General features: G+C 72.7%; 18 protein-coding genes. 9 read left to right on the forward strand and 9 right to left on the reverse strand.

Annotated features, from left to right (window positions below):
- Nucleotides 1-12: 12 nt before the first annotated feature.
- Both BM314_RS12960 and BM314_RS12965 read left to right on the forward strand, forming a co-directional pair.
- The gene (locus BM314_RS12960) at nt 13-1,179 is read left to right on the forward strand and encodes a multidrug effflux MFS transporter (protein ID WP_091978479.1); all 1,167 of its coding nucleotides are present in this window, start codon (nt 13-15) and stop codon (nt 1,177-1,179) included.
- 76 nt (nt 1,180-1,255) lie between these two features.
- On the forward strand, nt 1,256-1,783 hold the full coding sequence (locus BM314_RS12965; RefSeq protein WP_091978378.1) for a DoxX family protein: 528 nt from the start codon (nt 1,256-1,258) through the stop codon (nt 1,781-1,783).
- Here the strand turns inward: BM314_RS12965 and BM314_RS12970 are convergent, their stop codons facing one another.
- Nucleotides 1,784-3,232, reverse strand: a complete 1,449-nt coding sequence (locus BM314_RS12970; protein WP_091924771.1) for an MFS transporter — start codon at nt 3,230-3,232, stop codon at nt 1,784-1,786.
- Nucleotides 3,233-3,439: 207 nt separating this feature from the next.
- Here BM314_RS12970 and BM314_RS12975 point away from each other — a divergent pair, with 207 nt between their 5' ends.
- From BM314_RS12975 to panE, 3 genes are all read left to right on the forward strand, one after another.
- The gene (locus BM314_RS12975; RefSeq protein ID WP_091678023.1) at nt 3,440-4,330 is read left to right on the forward strand and encodes a DUF3313 domain-containing protein; all 891 of its coding nucleotides are present in this window, start codon (nt 3,440-3,442) and stop codon (nt 4,328-4,330) included.
- Between the two features lie 218 nt (nt 4,331-4,548).
- The gene (gene guaB, locus BM314_RS12980) at nt 4,549-6,042 is read left to right on the forward strand and encodes an IMP dehydrogenase (protein WP_091978379.1); all 1,494 of its coding nucleotides are present in this window, start codon (nt 4,549-4,551) and stop codon (nt 6,040-6,042) included.
- 7 nt (nt 6,043-6,049) lie between these two features.
- Nucleotides 6,050-6,994 (forward strand): 2-dehydropantoate 2-reductase, encoded by a 945-nt coding sequence (gene panE / locus BM314_RS12985; RefSeq protein ID WP_091978380.1) that lies wholly within the window; start codon nt 6,050-6,052, stop codon nt 6,992-6,994.
- Nucleotides 6,995-7,015: 21 nt separating this feature from the next.
- On the opposite strand, the gene BM314_RS30590 is transcribed toward panE, so the two are convergent.
- The gene (locus BM314_RS30590; RefSeq protein ID WP_165923052.1) at nt 7,016-7,189 is read right to left on the reverse strand and encodes a hypothetical protein; all 174 of its coding nucleotides are present in this window, start codon (nt 7,187-7,189) and stop codon (nt 7,016-7,018) included.
- Between the two features lie 155 nt (nt 7,190-7,344).
- On the opposite strand from BM314_RS30590, the gene BM314_RS12990 reads away from it, so the two are divergent.
- Both BM314_RS12990 and BM314_RS12995 read left to right on the forward strand, forming a co-directional pair.
- Nucleotides 7,345-8,703 carry an RsmB/NOP family class I SAM-dependent RNA methyltransferase gene (locus BM314_RS12990; protein ID WP_244539929.1) on the forward strand — a complete coding sequence of 453 codons (1,359 nt, stop codon included), beginning with the start codon at nt 7,345-7,347 and terminating at the stop codon, nt 8,701-8,703.
- Nucleotides 8,704-8,818: 115 nt separating this feature from the next.
- Entirely contained in the window at nt 8,819-9,832 is a 1,014-nt protein-coding gene (locus BM314_RS12995) for an alpha/beta hydrolase (RefSeq protein WP_091978381.1), read from the forward strand.
- A 4-nt stretch (nt 9,833-9,836) separates the two neighbouring features.
- On the opposite strand, the gene BM314_RS13000 is transcribed toward BM314_RS12995, so the two are convergent.
- The 4 genes from BM314_RS13000 to BM314_RS13015 form a co-directional block, all read right to left on the reverse strand.
- Nucleotides 9,837-11,075 (reverse strand): peptide ABC transporter permease, encoded by a 1,239-nt coding sequence (locus tag BM314_RS13000; protein ID WP_091978382.1) that lies wholly within the window; start codon nt 11,073-11,075, stop codon nt 9,837-9,839.
- 106 nt (nt 11,076-11,181) lie between these two features.
- Nucleotides 11,182-11,706 (reverse strand): DUF2937 family protein, encoded by a 525-nt coding sequence (locus BM314_RS13005; RefSeq protein ID WP_091678012.1) that lies wholly within the window; start codon nt 11,704-11,706, stop codon nt 11,182-11,184.
- A gap of 93 nt (nt 11,707-11,799) precedes the next feature.
- The gene (locus tag BM314_RS13010) at nt 11,800-12,813 is read right to left on the reverse strand and encodes a WD40 repeat domain-containing protein (RefSeq protein ID WP_091978383.1); all 1,014 of its coding nucleotides are present in this window, start codon (nt 12,811-12,813) and stop codon (nt 11,800-11,802) included.
- Nucleotides 12,810-13,484 carry a YoaK family protein gene (locus BM314_RS13015; RefSeq protein ID WP_026604673.1) on the reverse strand — a complete coding sequence of 225 codons (675 nt, stop codon included), beginning with the start codon at nt 13,482-13,484 and terminating at the stop codon, nt 12,810-12,812. The genes BM314_RS13010 and BM314_RS13015 overlap by 4 nt, the downstream gene beginning before the upstream one ends.
- Before the next feature lie 207 nt (nt 13,485-13,691).
- On the opposite strand from BM314_RS13015, the gene BM314_RS13020 reads away from it, so the two are divergent.
- Together BM314_RS13020 and BM314_RS13025 are read left to right on the forward strand one after the other, a co-directional pair.
- Nucleotides 13,692-14,123 carry a response regulator gene (locus tag BM314_RS13020; RefSeq protein ID WP_020091470.1) on the forward strand — a complete coding sequence of 144 codons (432 nt, stop codon included), beginning with the start codon at nt 13,692-13,694 and terminating at the stop codon, nt 14,121-14,123.
- A gap of 24 nt (nt 14,124-14,147) precedes the next feature.
- The gene (locus BM314_RS13025) at nt 14,148-14,534 is read left to right on the forward strand and encodes a photosystem reaction center subunit H (protein ID WP_091978384.1); all 387 of its coding nucleotides are present in this window, start codon (nt 14,148-14,150) and stop codon (nt 14,532-14,534) included.
- 29 nt (nt 14,535-14,563) lie between these two features.
- Here the strand turns inward: BM314_RS13025 and BM314_RS13030 are convergent, their stop codons facing one another.
- The 3 genes from BM314_RS13030 to BM314_RS13040 form a co-directional block, all read right to left on the reverse strand.
- Nucleotides 14,564-15,193: a DUF2939 domain-containing protein gene (locus BM314_RS13030; protein WP_091978385.1), complete on the reverse strand. Its 630-nt coding sequence runs from the start codon at nt 15,191-15,193 to the stop codon at nt 14,564-14,566.
- Between the two features lie 24 nt (nt 15,194-15,217).
- A complete protein-coding gene (locus tag BM314_RS13035; protein ID WP_056521916.1) occupies nt 15,218-15,772 on the reverse strand; it encodes an RNA pyrophosphohydrolase in 555 nt (184 codons plus the stop codon).
- Between the two features lie 94 nt (nt 15,773-15,866).
- The gene (locus BM314_RS13040; protein WP_091978386.1) at nt 15,867-17,102 is read right to left on the reverse strand and encodes a divergent polysaccharide deacetylase family protein; all 1,236 of its coding nucleotides are present in this window, start codon (nt 17,100-17,102) and stop codon (nt 15,867-15,869) included.
- Nucleotides 17,103-17,151: the final 49 nt, after the last annotated feature.

The following is a 17,151-nucleotide window of genomic DNA, read 5'->3' on the forward strand; positions in this document are numbered from 1 at the left end:
ATCGCCCTGATGATGGCGGTGACGGCGATCTCCATCGACAACCTGCTGCCTGCCTTCCCGGCCATCGAGGCGCGGTTCGCGGTGGCCGATCCCAACCGGCTGCAGCTCCTCGTCTACGTCTACATGATCGGCTTCGGCTTCGCGCAGATCGTCTACGGGCCGGTCTCCGACGCCCTCGGGCGACGGCCGGTGCTGCTGGCAAGCCTCGCCGTCTACGTGATCGGCTGCTTCCTCGCCATGGTGGCGCCGAGCTTCGGCTGGCTGCTCGCCGCCCGGATCATCCAGGGCATCGGCGCCGCCGGCGGGCGGGTGCTGTCGGTGGCGATCGTGCGCGACCGGTTCGCGGGTCGCGAGATGGCGAGCGTCATGTCGCTCACCATGATGGTGTTCCTGATCGTCCCGATGATCGCGCCGGCGATCGGCGGCATGATGCTGGCGCTGGGCTCCTGGGTCTACGTCTTCGTCTCGATGCTGGTCCTCGCCTTCTGGCTGACGATCTGGTTCTCCCTGCGGATGCCCGAGACGCTGCACCCGGAATATCGCCGGCCGCTCTCGCCGGCCGCGACCTGGGAGGCGATCCGCCTGACGCTGAAGACCCGCGTCGCCGTCGGCTACGCCACCGCGCTCGGGCTGATGACCGGCTGCATCATGGGCTACGTCGGCTCGGCGCAGCAGGTCTTCGATACCGGCCTGTACCGCCTCGGCCCGCTCTTCCCGCTGGCCTTCGGGCTCGTGGCCGGCGCCATGGGCGCGGCGACGCTGATCAACGCCCGCGTGGTCCGGCGGCTCGGGATGCGGGCGATGTCGCACAGCGGCGTCATCGCCTTCACGCTCGTCGGCCTCGCGCAGGTCGGCGTCGGGCTGGCCTATCACGGCCACCCGCCGCTGGCCGTGTTCCTGTCGATCCTCGCGGTGAACCAGTTCCTGATCAGCTTCGCGATGCCGAACTTCAACGCCCTCGCGCTGGAGCCCCTCGGGGCCATCGCCGGCACGGCCTCGTCGTTCCTCGGCTTCTACACGACGATCCTGGGCGCGTTCTGCGGCTTCCTGATCGGTCAGTCCTTCGACGGCACGGTGCTCCCGGTGGCGATCGGCTACGCGAGTCTCGGCGCCCTGGCTCTCCTCGTCGTCGCCTGGACCGAGCGCGGCCGGCTGTTCCGCGGCGGCGTAGGCGGCTGAAAGGGGGCAGCCTTAACGGGGTCTTCAGCGGAAAGTTGCAACACTGCTGTCCTGATCCACCCGACCGGACACGCCGATGCTCGCCCGCGCCCAGGACGCAACCCTCCTCGTCGCGCGCCTGCTGCTGGCCGCCGCGCTCCTGCCGACCGGGATCGCCCGGGCGCTCAACGTGTCGGGGTTTGCGCTGACGCTCGCGGGGGCCGGGATGCCGTTTCCCAACGGCGTCGCCACCGCCGCCGTGGTGGTGCAGGTGTTCGGACCGCTCGCCCTGATCCTCGGCGTCCTGCCGGGGCTCACCGGGCTGGCGCTCGCGCTCTTCGCCGCCGTGACGGCCTTCGTGCTCCACCCGTTCTGGCACTATGTGGGACCCGCCGCGGTCGCCGAGCGCACGCTGATGCTGGCCGATCTCGGCCTCGCGGGCGGGTTCCTCATGTACGCCCTGAACGGTCCGGGCGCGCTCAGCTGGCAGGGCTGGCGCGCCGGAACCCGCGCCGCGGCGCCGAGCGCGAAGGCCGCCCCCGCGAAGGCTTCCGGCAAGGGTAGCGCGCCGCGGAACGCCGGCAAACGCGCCGCCGGCCGGCCGCCGGCCCGCGCCGCGGCCTGATCAGCCGTGCCGCGGCCTCATCTCGGTCGTCGGGGCGGGCGGCGCGGCAGCCATCTTCCGCCCGGAGATCTCCGCGCCGGCATCCGGCGACAGGTTGCGGAAGGCCAGTGCCGAGGCCGCCGAGATCACGGCGACGGCGAAGAAGGCCGGCCCGAAATCCGAGGCCTGGATTTCCGTTCGGCCGTGGAACCCGGCATTCCCCTCGAGCGCCAGCGCGCCCAGCGTGACGCCGAGGCTGAGCGACAGCTGCTGGCAGACGCTGGCGAAGCTCGTGGCCGCGCTCATCTCCTTCGATTCGAGGTCGGCGTACGCGATGGCGTTGACGCAGGTGAACTGGATCGAGCGCGAGCAGCCGCCGACGAACAGCAGGATCACCATGATCCAGTGGGGCGTCTGCGCGGTGTAGAACCCGTTGACCGCCAGGAAGGCCGAGGCCAGCAGGGCGTTCCAGACCATCAGGGCGCGGAAGCCGGTGCGGCGCAGGATCCGCGGACCCAGAGTCTTCACGAACATCGCGCCGGCCGCCGCCGCGAAGGTGATCAGGCCCGACTGCAGGGCGTCGAGCCCGAAGCCGACCTGCAGCATCAGGGGCAGGAGGAACGGGATCGCCCCGGTGCCGATTCGGAACAGGCTGCCGCCGAGCACCGCGACCCGGAAGGTCGGCCGCCGCATCAGGTCGAGGCGGACGATCGGGTAGGGCACCCGCCGGGCATGTGCCCAGTAGAGCGGCAGGAGCACCGCGCCCGCGGCGAGGCAGCCCCACGACACTTCCGCCGGCAGCAGGTGCCGGCCGAGGGAGGCGAGGCCGAGCATCAGGGCGGCGAGGCCGGTCCCGAGCAGCGCGAAGCCGAGCAGGTCGAGGGGCGGCCGCTCCGGCTCCCGCACGTCCTCGAAGTACAGGCTCGCCAGCACGATTCCGGCACAGCCGATCGGCAGGTTGATGAAGAAGATCCAGCGCCAGTCGAACCACGTGGTGATCAGGCCGCCGACCGGCGGACCGAGCACTGGGCCGACCAGCGCCGGGAAGGTCAGGTAGGCGAGGGCCGTCACGAGCTGCGATTTCGGCACGCTGCGCAGCACCACGAGGCGCCCGACCGGCACCATCATGGCGCCCCCCATACCCTGGAGGAACCGCGCGGCGACGAACCACGCGAGGCCGTTCGCGGCCGCGCAGGCGAGCGAGCCGGCCATGAACACCACGAGGGCCGCGCGGAACACCGTCCGCGACCCGTACCGGTCGGCCATCCAGCCGCTCACCGGGATGAAGATCGCGAGGCTGACCAGGTAGGAGGTCAGCGCCAGCTTGAGGGCGATCGGGTCCTCGTGGAGGCTCGCGGCGATGCTCGGGAGCGCCGTGGCGATCACCGTGGAATCGGTGTTCTCCATGAACAGCGCGGTGGCGACCGTCAGGGGGACGATCCAGAGCGGTCTTTGGGTGGTCGCGGGCATCACACAGCAGACGCATGTGGCGCCGCCGCGGTTGCACGGCAGCGCGGCCACCTCGCACCCTCGTGTTTCGCGAATGTATCCCCCGTGCAACAGAGGTTGAGCCGCGGCGCGGAGCCACCTTTTTTGCGGGTGCGCCAATGGCTAAGTTTCCATCACGCGTCCGTGAGGCCGCTCCAGCCGGCCCGGGGCCGGCGCGCGAGGATTTCGATGCAGTCCAGCCCCAGCAAGGTCCGCTCCGTGGCGCGGATCGCCGCCGGCGTCGCCCTTCTCTCGATGGTCGCCGCCTGCGGCACTGTCCTGCTCAACGATCGCGGCTCGCTGACGCGCTACGACCGGCTCAAGTCCAGCGATCAGGTCGCCTCGGCCTCGCGGATCTACGTCGACCGGCCGGCCCTGGCGAAGGCCCGCACCGTCCGCATCATCCCGACGGCGTTCCACGCCGACGTGTCCGGCGCCGCCCCGCTGACGGCCGCCGAGCGGCGGCTCATCGCCAACGCCGCCGACCGAGCGCTGTGCTACGACCTGTCGCTGAAGTACGACATCGTCACCAGCCGTGACGCCGACCTGACCGTGCGGGCGCAGGTCACCCGCGTCGATCCGACTGACCTTCTCGGTGCGGGCGCGACCATCGCGGGCTCGGCGGGCGTGACGGTCGCCTCGCAACTCGGCCTGAGCTTCGCCGAGGGTGTCGGGCGCGTGCCGATCCCGCGCGTGCCGATCGGGCTCGGGAGCCTGACGGTCGAGGCCGAGGCTCTGGACCGGCGCCGCGAGCAGCGGGCCGCCATGGTCTGGGGCGGAGCGGCCAACTCGTTCACCAGCCAGCCGCGCTTCTCCCGCGCCAGCGACGCCTACGACCTCGCCGGCGAGTTCGGCCAGGATTTCGGCTACATGCTGGCGACCGGCGACGACCCGTTCACCGCCCCCAACACGATCCCGACCTGGGACCGGATCCGCATCACCACCCTCGGCGAGGCGCCCCTCGACCCCGACTGCGAGGCCTTCGGCCGCGCGCCGGGCATCGACGGCATGCTCGGCGACTATATCGGCCTGCCGCCCGAATACACCGACAAGGGGCCGGCCAGCCCGGCGATGCGCTGAGGCGCCCGCGCCAACTCCGCGTCTGACCGCAGACGTCCGTTCATGGCACTGGCGCGCCCGTCGAGCGGGCGTGGATAAGCCTCGAGCCATGCGCGTTTTCGCGCTGCGACGCATCAACCGCGCATTGGCGCCTTCGCGGAGCCCGTGATACTGGCACTTGCCAACCCGATCCCGCAGCGCGGCCTCCATGCGCGCTGCCGTCCGAGGAAAGTTGGCACATGGCCCGAGTAGAAACCGCATCGATCATCGAGGGACTCACCTTCGACGACGTGCTCCTGCGGCCCGCCGCCTCCTCGGTGATGCCGACCGAGGTCAGCGTCGCCTCGCGGCTGACCCGCACGATTCCGCTGAACCTGCCGATCCTCGCCTCGGCGATGGACACGGTCACCGAAGCGCCGATGGCCATCGCCATGGCGGCCAACGGCGGCATGGGCGTCATCCACCGCAACCTCGAGCCGCCGGAGCAGGCCGAGCAGGTCCGCCTCGTCAAGAAGTACGAGTCCGGCATGGTGATGAATCCCATCACCATCCACCCCGACGAGACGCTCGCCGACGCCTTCGAGGTGATGAAGCTCAATCGGATCTCCGGCATCCCGGTGGTCGAGCGCGGCCCCAACGGCTCGCGGGGCAAGCTCGTCGGCATCCTGACCAACCGCGACGTCCGCTTCGCGACGAACTCCAACCAGCCGGTCGCCGAGCTGATGACCCGCGACCGCCTGATCACGGTCCGCGAGGGCGTGACCCAGGACGAGGCCAAGCGGCTGCTCCACCAATTCCGGATCGAGAAGCTGCTGGTCGTCGACGACCATTACCGCTGCATCGGCCTGATCACCGTCAAAGATATCGAGAAGCGCGTCGCCTACCCGAACGCCGTCAAGGACGAGCAGGGTCGGCTGCGCGTCGCCGCCGCCACGACGACGGGCGACAGCGGCTTCGAGCGGGCCGAGCGCCTGATCGACGCCGGCTGCGACGTGATCGTGGTCGACACCGCCCACGGCCACTCGATCAAGGTGCTCGACGCCGTCGCCCGCGTGAAGCAGCTCTCGAACGCCGTTCAGGTCATCGCCGGCAACGTCGCGACGCGGGACGGCGCCAGGGCGCTGATCGATGCCGGCGCCGACGCCATCAAGGTCGGCATCGGCCCGGGCTCGATCTGCACGACCCGCATCGTGGCGGGCGTGGGCGTGCCGCAGCTCACCGCGCTGATGGAGGCGGTCGAGGCGGCCGGCGTGGCCGACGTCCCGGTCATCGCCGACGGCGGCATCAAGTATTCGGGCGACCTCGCCAAGGCGATCGCGGCCGGCGCTTCCGTGGCGATGCTCGGCTCGCTGCTCGCCGGCACCGACGAGGCGCCCGGCGAGGTGTTCCTCTACCAGGGCCGCTCCTACAAGTCGTACCGCGGCATGGGCTCGGTGGGCGCCATGGCCCGCGGCTCGGCCGACCGCTACTTCCAGGCCGAGGTGAACGACACGCACAAGCTCGTGCCGGAGGGCATCGAGGGGCAAGTCCCCTACAAGGGCCCGGTCGGCAACGTCCTGCACCAGCTCGCCGGCGGCCTGCGCGCCGCCATGGGCTACGTCGGCGGCGCCACGATCCCCGAGTTCCAGGAGCGGGCGCAGTTCATCCGCATCACCAATGCCGGCCTGCGCGAGAGCCACGTCCACGACGTGACGATCACCCGCGAGAGCCCGAACTACCCGTCGCGGACCTGAGGGACCGATGCGCACGCTGATCGTCGGGGCCGGCGCGACCGGCGGCTATTTCGGGGCGCGCCTCGCCGAGGCGGGCGCCGACGTCACCTTCCTGGTCCGGCCGGCCCGGGCAGCGAAGCTGGCGGCGGACGGCCTGAACGTCCGCTCGCCGCTCGGCGACCTGCACCTGCCCGCTCCGCCCACCGTCACGGCCGATAGGCTATCCGGGGCCGGGCGGTTCGACCTGATCCTGCTGTCGTGCAAGGCCTACGACCTCGACAGCGCCGTCGCGGACCTCGCGCCGGCCGTGGGCCCCGACACCGCGATCCTGCCCGTGCTCAACGGCATGTCGCATCTTGACGTGCTCGACGCCCGGTTCGGTACGGACCGCGTTCTCGGCGGTTCGTGCGCGATCGCCGCGACGCTCGCGCCGGACGGCGCGATCCGCCACATGAGCGAGCTGTGCAGCATCACCTACGGCGAGCGGGACGGGTCGCGCTCGGCGCGGATCGAGGCGGTCGACGCGCTGATGCGCGGCCTCAAGTTCCAGCCGCGCCTGAGCGACGTGATCCTGCAGGAGATGTGGGAGAAGTGGGTGTTCCTGGCGACGCTCGCCGGGGCGACCACGCTGATGCGCGCCGCGGTCGGCGACATCGTGGCGGCGCCCGAGGGCACCGCGCTGATCTCTGCGCTGCACGCCGAATGCACGAGCGTCGCCGCGGCCAGCGGCTACGAGCCGCGCGCCGTCGTGGCCGAGCGGGCGCGGGCGCAGCTGACGGCGGCCGGGTCCACCTTCACGGCCTCGATGCTGCGCGACATCGAGAACAAGGGGCGGATCGAGGCGGACCACGTGATCGGCGACCTGATCGCCCGCGGCCAGCGGCTGGCGCCGGAGGTGCCGTTCCCGCTCCTGGCCGCGGTCTATACCGGCCTCAAGGCCTACGAGGCCCGCCGGGCGCGGGAGGCGGCCTGAGCCGCGCCCCGCGCGGACGCTTCAGTAGCGGCCGGGCGGCGGCGGGGGCGGGTTGCCGTATTCGAGCTGCGTCTTGGCATCGACCCGCGGACGCGGCACCGGCGTCAGCTCCGGCTGGGCGGCGGGCGCGCTCGCGCAGGCGGCGAGTGAGGCGGTGACCAGGGCCGCGAGGGCGACGCGAACGGTGGACGTCATGGGCTGGGGTACTCCCGGGATGCGCCCGCCATCGGACCAGTCTGGTCCGGCGGGGGCGGATGCCATACGACACGCGGCGGCCCGCACGGCGGATCGCCCGCAGCACGGTCTGCGCCGCGAAGGTGCAGGAAGCTCGGCCGTAACGTGGCGGCATCGTGGGCCAAGCGTGGCCGTTTTACGTCGTCATTGACGCATTCCGAAGGATCCGAACTCTGACCCCCGCCGCTCGCTGCTCCGCCGCCATCGAAGTCCTCACCGATATCGCCGAGCGGCGTCGGCCGGCCGCCGACGCCCTCAAGGACTGGGGTCTCGCCCACCGCTTCGCCGGCTCGGGCGACCGCGCGGGCATCGCCAGCCTCGTCTACGACGCCCTGCGGCGGCGGGCGTCGGCGGCCTGGATCATGGGCGCGGACACGCCGCGGGCCGTCCTGATCGGCACGCTGCGCCTCCAGCAGGGGCTCGCGGCGGGTTCGGTCGCGACCCTGTTCACCGGCGAGCGCTTCGCGCCGGCTCCCCTCAGCGACGACGAGCGCGCGCGCCTCGACGGCGGGACGCTGCAGGACGCGCCGCCGGAGGTGGCGGGCGACGCGCCGGCCTTCGTGCTCCCGGACCTCGCGGCCACGCTCGGCGACGACCTCGTCCCGGAGCTGAAGGCGCTGGCGCGGCGCGCGCCCCTCGATATCCGCGTGAACGCCCTGCGCGGCGACCGCGACGCGATCCTGCCGGCGCTCGCGGCCTACGACGCCGCGCCGACACCGCACGCGCCGGCGGGCCTGCGCGTCCCGATCGGCGCCGACGGGCGCGGTCCGGCGCTCCACGTCGAGGTCGAGTTCCTGGAGGGCTGGTACGAGATCCAGGACGAGGGCTCGCAGCTCGCCGCGCTCCTCGCCGCGCCGCGCGCCGGCGAGACCATCGTCGACCTCTGTGCGGGCGGCGGCGGCAAGACCCTGGCCCTCGCGGCAGAGACCGGCAACGGCGCCCGCCTGATCGCCACCGACGGCGATCCGCGCCGGCTCGCGCCGATCCACGAGCGCCTGCGCCGGTCCGGTGCGCTGGCCGAGGTGCGAACCCCGCGCAGCGGCAAGGCGCGCGCCGACGTCCTGGAGGATCTCGACGGCAAGGTCGACCGGGTCGTGGTCGACGCGCCCTGCACCGGGTCCGGCACGTGGCGTCGGAATCCGGACGCCAAGTGGCGCCTGCGGCCGGGGAGCCTCGCGCTGCGGACCGCCGAGCAGGCGCAGGTCCTCGATCGGGCGGCGCGACTCGTCAGGCCCGGCGGCCGGATCGTCTACATCACCTGCTCGCTGCTCTCGGCGGAGAACGACGCGGCCGTCTCCGGCCTCCTGTCGGGCTGGCGCGGCCGCTTCGACGTCGTCCCCGCGGACGAGGTGCTGGCAACAGGGCCGGATTCGCTCCGGTCAGCCGTGCGGAAGACGGCCCACGGGATCCAGATGAGCCCGCTGCGGACCGGGACCGACGGCTTCTACGTCGCCGTCATCGCGCGAAAGAGCTGAGGCGCGCCGCCGCGACGGAACCCGCCTCGCGTCCTTGGGCGTTGCCCCCGCGCTCCCGCGGGAGCCGGGCTCGCCGGGGGGCGGTCCCGCGCGCGGCCTCACCCGGGAGATGCCTTTGCGCCTCGACCGCCGTCTCCTGCTCGCCGGTCTCGGAAGCGTCCTCGGGCTGCGCAACGCCCGGGCGGAAGGGCCGGCGGAGACGGCACCGCAGCCCGCGCCGCACGAGTCGATCCGGGCTCTGCCGCGCTCGCTGCCCGGCGCGGATCTGCAGGTGATCGAGCTGTGGCCCGGCGCGCCGCCGGGCGGCGGCGACGGGCCGAACCCGGACGGCTACCGCTACGTCGAGGGGACGTTCGGCGACGTCACCCGGGTCGCGCGGCCCTGTCTGCTGGTCATGCGGCCGGCCAATCCGAATGGCGCCGCGATGATCGTCGCGGCGGGCGGCGGCTACGAATTCATAGCCCTCGGCAACGAGGGCGTCCCGGTCGGCCGCGTCCTGAACGCCGCCGGCATCACGGTCTTCCTCCTCGTCTACCGCCTGCCTGCGGAGGGCTGGGGCTCGGGGCCGGACGCGCCGCGGCAGGACGCGCAGCGCGCCCTCCGGCTGGTCCGGGCGCGCGGCGCTGAGTTCGGCATCGATCCCACGCGGGTCGGCGTCCTCGGCTTCTCGGCGGGCGGCCACCTGATGGGCGAGACCGCCGTCGGGAGCGCCCGGGACCTGTACGCGGGCGTCGACACCGCCGACGCTCAGCCGATCCGGCCCGCGCTGGCCGGTCTGATCTACCCCGTCATCACCATGCGCAAGCCGTTCGACCGGACCGCGACCCGCCGCATCCTCGTCGGCGACGACGTCACCCCCGACGAGATGAAGACCTACTCGGTGGACCTGCAGGTCGGGCCGGAGACGCCGCCGACCTTCCTCGTCCAGGCGATCGACGACCCCGTCGCCGTGGCCGACCACCCGCTGCTGATGTTCTCGGCGCTGCGCAAGGCGCGGGTGCCGGCCGAGCTGCACCTGTTCGAGCGCGGCGGCCACGGCTTCGGGCTCGGCGCGCCCGGGACACCCGTGGCGGCCTGGCCGGGCCTGTTCCTGGCCTGGATCCGCCTGCACGGTTTCCTGCGCGCCTGACCGCTCACTCGCCCCGCGTCTGCAGGCGATGCAGCTTGGCGACCTTCGGCCGGCTGGTCCGGAACTGGCCGCGCTCCACCGCGACGAAGACCACGATCGCGATGGCGACCGTCGTGAGCCACCAGACGGCAGTCAGCCCGACGCTCAGGCAGGCCACCGTGAAGGCGGCGGCGAAGCAGCCCATCGCGCCGGGAACGAGGGCCGGGCCGTCCCGGCCGGCCCGCCGGATCGAGGCGTAGAGGGCGAAGGCGGCGGCGAGGGCGCCGACGATGCCGAGCTCGTACCAGAACTCGAAGAGCGCCGTGGTCGGTGCGTTGGCCGGCAGGAGGCCGACCAGGCGTCCGCGCAGGGCCGTCTCGAAGCCGTGCCCGGTGATCAGCCGCACCGGATCGGAGGTCACGACCTTCTGCCAGCTCTTCAGCGACAGCACCGCGGGTGCGACCGGCCCGAAGAGAGCGGCGCCAACCGGCCGCGCCAGGAAGGGGAGCAACGGCGCCGCCGCCAGCAGGGCGGCCGAGAGGAGAGCGGTGAGCGTCACCCCGAGCCTCGGCCGGTAGCTCGTCACCGCGAAGGCGACGGCGCCGACCGACAGGGCGGCGATCTGCGTCCCGTCAGGCTGGACCGTGAGCGCCAGGGCGACGAGCAGCGCGAGGCCCAGCGCCTCCCGGTCGCGGCGGCGGGACCGCAGCCACGCGAGGGCCGGCCAGAGCAGCAGGATGAGCAGGACGAGGCCGCGATCGAGGGCCCCGTCATCCTCGACGCCGGGCGGCGCGATGTGGGCGCCGAACAGCCCGAGCATGATCGCGACGATCGCGCCCGCCACGACGCCGAGCGGCAGGAGGTAGAGGTTCGCCGAGCGCATCCTGTCGGGGAGGGCGAGGTAGCCCAGGAGGGCGAGGCCGATGGTTGCGCCGAGATTGGCCAGCCGCTCCAGCGCCGGCCCGAGGAAGGGTGTCCAGGTCAGCGACAGCGCCGACCACAGCACGACCAGCATGCCCGCCAGGAAGGCCGGAGCCGTCAGGAGGCGATAGGTCGCCGGACGGACCGGGCGCTGGCGCCGGTCGATGACGCTGGCGATGATCAGGAGGATCACGGCGATCGGCGCGAGGATCACCGAGGCGCGTCGTGCGACCTGCGCGAGGACGGGGAGAACCACGAAGAGGCCGAAGAAGCCGATACGCCGCAGCAGCGCGGCGGCGTCGAGCGCCGGATCGATGGTGGTGGAGTTCGACGCGCGCGGCATCTTGCGCCTTCTCCCGGACCGGGACGGCCGGATCCCTGCTCGATACGCAAGGCTCGCGCAAGCTGCTGTAGACGTTGCGCCACAGTCTGGCCCGCGCGAACCGCGCTCACGCGACGGTCGCGGTCTCCCGCGGGCGCCGGCGCACGGCCCGTCGACCGACATCCGACGCGACGCGCCAGCCGCCCCACGCGACGAAGAACCCGATCAGACCCGCGGCCAAGCCGTCGGCGCTCGTGGGCACGGCCGGGCTGAAGTCGTGATAGGCGGCCTCGGCCACCGGCACGTCGGGATCGCGGAGCATCGCCACCACGCGCCCGAGTGGGCTCGTCGCCGCACTCAGGGCCTGCTGCTGGGCGCTGAGGCGGGCGAGACGGGCGATGTCGGCCCGCGCGGCCTCGCCGCGGCGGGCGACGAGCTGGTCCGGGTTGGCGCGCAGCCGGTCGACGGCGCCCTCGCGCGTCGTCCCGGACGCCTGCGCGTCGGATTCGAGGACCGCCACCTGCCGACGGAGCTCGTCCGCGGCGCCCCCGAGGCGCTGCGCGTATTGCTGCGCGAATTCCGGGGCCTGCGCGGCGACCACGCCTCCGAGCAGGCCGAGGGCGAGGCCGAAGGTGCGGAACACGCGAAACATGCCTGGCCTCCGGCGGGGGAATCGACCCCCGACAAAGAGCATGCGCGGGGCGGTGGTTCCAGCCGCGGGTGCGACGACCTCTGACCCTGCGTCTCAGCCCGGCAGCGTGAGGAGGCCGGCCTTGCCGTCGGCGCAGCCGAACAGCAGGCGGCCGCCGCGCGCGTCCCAGCCGAGCGCCGTGACGCCGCTCCCCTGGACGGCCGGTCGCACCAGCAACTCGGCCGCGTCGGTGAAGCGGACGAGCAGGATGCAGCCGTCCTCGTAGCCCATGGCCAGGACCGGCGCCTTCGGGTGGAACGCCACGCGGGAGACACGGGCCGGGCGGACGCCGCATTCCCGCGGGGCCTTGCCGGTCGGACCTTCCTTGGAATCGAAGGGCCACACGATCGCCGCCTCGGCCCCGCTGGTGGCGAGCCAGTTCCCGTCGAACGACCACGACATCGAGCGGACCTTGCCGGGATAGCCCGACATCCGCATGTGCCCGCGGTCCGGCTGGAGCCGCCAGCCGTGCAGGCTGTTCTCCTGCATGGTCGACACCACGAAGCGCCCGTCCGGCGACCACGTGACGTCGATATGCGAGCCCTTCCAGGTGATCACCTCGGCAGGCGTCTCCAGATTGGGGTACCAGAGGCTCACGCCGTTGTAGTGGGCGACGCCGAGCCGGTAGCCCTTGGGCGCGAAGACGAGGCCGCGGGCGGAGGACGGCGCCTCGAAGGTCTTCTCGCGGCCCTTCGCGTCGCGGGCCACGACGGTCCGGCCGGCCGACCACGCCACCGCGCCGTCGGGATGGGCGGCGAGCGCGTCGATCCAGGCGCCGCCCTTGGCGAGGCCGAGCTGCTCCGTCGCGCCGTCGGCGCGGATCGCCACCACGCGGCCGTCGTCGCCCCCGGTGAGCAGCCGGTCGACTCCGCCGGCCGCGACGAGGATCCCGCTGTCGGGATGCGCGGCGACGCGGGTGATCCCGTCCTCCCGCACCAGCGCGACCGCGCCGTCGCTGAGCGCCAGGGCCGGCACGTCCTTCAGGAAATGCGCGGCGAGCACGTGCTCGCCGGGCTCCAGCGCGGCGACGTGACTGGTGAGGGACGGGTTGCTGACGGGGCTGCTCATGTCGGGGGGACATTTGCGGCCGGCGGCGCGGTGCGCAAGACCAGGAAGGCGGTAATCAACGCCAGGCCACCCGAGATCGCCGCCGGGGCGATCAGCGCGTAGAGACCGAATTGCTGATAGGCCCGCGCGCCCAGGTAGGCGCCGAACAGTAGCGAGATCCAGACGGAGGCGTCGCCGAGCCAGCCTAGCGGATCTCCGGTGCGGGTCAGGGCCTGCGCGATCTTCTGGCCGAGGCTGAACAGCGCGCCGGTGACGAAGGTGGTGCCGGCCCGGAAGCCTTTCACCTGCGCCAGGACCGCGTTCTGGGATCCCATCGCCAAGGCGACGAAGAAGGCCGCGACGCCGAGCTCGGGCGACTGGAGTCCGAGCCCCAGACCGGCGAGGATCAGGAGCGACTCGTAGGCGAGGACCGCCGGCGTCGCCCAGCGCGGCGGCACCAGGATCGCCAGCCCGCTCCCGAGGACCGATCCCGTCAGGAACGCCAGGATCAGGATCGCCGGGAGGATCATGTGGTGCAGCTCGACCTGGGCGCCGAGAACGGCGAGCTGCGTGGTGTTGCCGCTCATGAAGGATGTGTAGAGGCCGCCGAGCCGTACGAAGCCGAGGGCGTCGACGTAGCCGGCCATACCGGTGAGGAGTAGGCCGACGCCCAACTGAGCCGGGCGGTTCACGGTTCGGACCCGCGGTCGCAGATCGGTAACGCTCTGTTAACCATTCGGACGCCTTCGTTCAGGGGTGACGGGCCGCGGTTAACGCGCCGCTCACCAAACCCGAGCAATTCGATGCAAACACGGTGAACGCCGCGTCGGAAGGGGTCGTTGCCCCAGCGATCCGGCTCGGGAACACCGTGCCCCCGCCGGGTGAGTGGGAGTTGCGTCATGGTTCCGTTCGCCGCCGCGTTCGTCTGCCCGACCCTGCCCGTCCCGGACCGGGGCGCCGCCACGATCCTGGTCGTCGAGGATGAGCCGACCGTGTGCGAGCTGGCCGCCGAGGCGCTCCTCGAAGAGGGGTACCGGGTGCTCACCGCCGCGGATGCCTGGGAAGCCGAGGCGATCCTGGCCCGGGAGAGCGTCGACCTGCTCTTCACCGATATCGATCTGGCCCGCAACACGGACGGCCTGTCGCTCGCCCGGTGCGCCCGCCGGCTCTCGCCCGACCTCCCGGTCGTCTACACCTCCGGGGGCCGGGCTTCCCTGGCGGGCTGCGAGGCCGTTCCGGGCTCGGTCTTCGTGCCGAAGCCCTACCGTCCGAGCCAACTCGTGGCGCTGACGCAGGATGTCCTGCGCGCCGCGCCCCTGCACACCCTCTGAACTGGATCTTCGAGGATCACCGCCATGTGGCGCTCTCTTCCCGCACTCGGTCTCGCCCTCGCCGCCGCGGTCGCCGCATCGCCGGCCTGGGCCGCCTGCGACGTGAAGGGCGCGCAGATCGAGGAGGCGATCGCCAAGAAAAGCGAGCTGCGCGAGGACGCCAACGCCCAGCTGGTGCGCGATCTGCGGACCCTGCGCGACGCCGCGATCGTCCTCGAGAGCTACAAGTTCCCCGGCGAGTGCGAGGTCCTGCTGGGGATCGTGCGCTCCCTGCTGGCCAATCCGGGCAAGACTATCGAGCAGAGCGGCGACACCGACGAGGAGAAGGCCGAGGACCTGATCGAGGCGCGCGAGCCCAAGGCCGCGGCGCGCGAGCCCAAGAACGCGCCGGGCGAGCCGAAGGCGAAATAGCGCCTCGCCGTCCGGGCTGCCGCGCCCTCTCAGCGCTCCTCGCCGGCACTGGCCCCGATCTTGGCGCGTGCCAGGGCGCGGCTGAGCTTGGCGGCGATCTGCGCGCGCAGCATCTCCGCCATCTCGATATCCACGAGACGCCAGCTCAGGCCGCGCAGGCGCAGCCGGATCCGCGTGCGCTCGGCGCGAGACCCTTCCGGCGGGATCGGGATCACGACCGCGCGGAAGCCGCGCATCTCCAGGGCCGCGTAGTACGGCATGAGCCGCCCGAGGCCGCGGATGACCAGCCCCTCCGGCCGTGTGCCGGCCGGGCGCTCGAGGTCGAGCTTGTCGGGCCAGCCATTGGCCAACAGGTCCATCACCGTCTCCGGCGTCACCATCGTCTCGGCGAGCGCCAGGGCGAGGCCGTAGGCGGCGTCGTTGAGACGCTGGCGGTCGCGGGGCTCGAGGTCAGGATCGGTCTCGGACGCCGCGCGCATCGCGGCGGTGATCTGCCGGACGAGCGACAGGCGCAGCGTCCGGAAGTTCACGTGGCTCTCGACATAGGCGGCATCGTGCCGGCGCACCGCCTGCGACAGGTCGTAGAGCGACCAGAGCGGACTCATCGTGAAGGCGAGCCACGCCAGGGCGAGGGCGACCGGGACCGCGAGCCAGCGCACGGCCTCAGCGCCCCGTCCGCGCGGTCATGACCGCGCCGCCCATCGATCGAGGCCGGCGAAGGCCGCGACGACGCGCTCGTAGACCGGCCGCTTGAAGGGAACGATCAGGTCCGGAAGCTCTGAAAATCGCGCCCACCGCCAGGCGTCGAACTCCGCCTTGTGGGCGCCGCCGCCGGGCCGGAGCACGTCGATCAGATCCTCGCTGCCGACGAAGCCGTAGGCGAACCATTTCTGCGTCTGTCCGCGGTAGCGGCCCTTCCAAGCCTGCTTCATCACCGCCGGTGGCAGATCGTAGGGGAGCCAGTCCGGAATCTCGGCCAGGAGCTTCACGGCCTCGGGCGGAACGTTGGTTTCCTCGTAGAGCTCGCGGCGGGCGGCGGCCTCCGCGTCCTCGCCGGGATCGATGCCGCCCTGCGGCATCTGCCACATGTGCGGACCGTCGACGTGCTCGGGACCGGCATCCTTGCTGCGACGCCCGACGAAGACGCCGCCGGACGGCGCGATCAGGGCGATGCCCACGCAGGGGCGGTAGGGCAGGGCGATGCCCGGGTCGGAATCCGTTACCATCGCGGCGACCATAGGTCAGGGGGAGGCGAGGCGGCAACGTCGACCAAGTCTTCACCGGCCCGGAAGGCGCCGGATCTACTTGCGCTGACTTTGGACACGGACACGCTCAATCGGCAGTCGAGACCCGCTTGTCGCGGGCGCCCCGCAGCGCCACGCTCGCCGGCACGAGGCGCAGCCCGCGCGAGTCGATCTCCTTCGCCCAGCGGGCGATCCGATCGATGCTCAGCGGTGTCCCGGTCGCCGAGACCAGGGCGAAGCCGTTGGCGCGGGCCCGGGCTTCGGCCTGGGCGAGCGCGGCGTCGATCGCGTCGGCGCGCGGCGTGGCGTCGAGGACGATCTCGGCACGGGCCACCGGCGTCTTGCCCTTGTTGGCGGGCGCCGCCGCGGGTTTCGGAGCCGTGCCGTCATCGAGGAACCCGAGACCGCGGGCACCGATCTCGCGCAGGACCGGCTCGAAAGCCGCGTCGGCCATCAGCTTGGAGCCCATGAAGTTCACCGCGCCGACGTAGCCCGGGAAGCGGCTCATCGCCCAGGCGAGGCGGTCCGCGTTCTCCGGTCCCCGCAGCGCGGTCAGCAGCGTCTGCGGACCCGGATCGCTGTCGGGATAGTCGAAGGGTTCCATCGGGAGTTGCAGGAAGATCTCGTGGCCGGCGTCCCGCGCGCGCGCCGCGGCGCGCTCGGCCTCGCCCCCGTAGGGCAGGAAGGCGAGGCTCACGGCGGCGGGCAGGCGCGCGGTGGCGCCCGCGGTCGCGGCCTGACCGACGCCGAGACCGGTCACCACGATCGCGATGCGCGGCCCGCTGCCGGCCTCCTCGGTCCGGGCGTAGACGTCGAGGGCGCGGATGCGGCCCTCGCCGAGCTTCGGCATGAGACCGTGGCGGCCCGCCTCGCTGATCCGTGGGTCGGGGGCCTGGGCGAGACGGGGGGCGCTCGGCGGCGGCACGCGGATCACCACCGCCTCGCTCGGCCCGCTGCCGGCCGGGCGCACGACCGTCACCCCGGACGCGGTCTCGACCTCCTCGGCGCTGTGCTGGAGGGGCGCCGTTCCCGGCGCCGTCGTGATGACCTGGGGCTGCTGGGCGACCGGGGCCTGTGCGGCCGGACGGGCCGCGGGTTCGCGCATCGCGATCGCCACCTGGACCCGGGGTTCACCGCCCTGGGGGTCGCCCAGCGCGAGCACCAGGCCGGCCGCCACCGCGAAGCCGGCCGCGAGCGCCGCGGCCGCGACCCGGGGCCTGCGGGCAGCCGCGATCAGCCGTCCGATCCGGCCTGCGGGCTGCTCCGGCGCCGCCTCCGGCACCCCGAGGGGGCGCGTGAGGATATCGTCGGTGGACTCGGTCAAGCGGCTCTCGATACGGGATCGCGGTTCCTGCGCCGGTCGGCGCGGTCCC

The organism is Methylobacterium sp. 13MFTsu3.1M2, assembly GCF_900112625.1.
GTDB lineage: Bacteria > Pseudomonadota > Alphaproteobacteria > Rhizobiales > Beijerinckiaceae > Methylobacterium.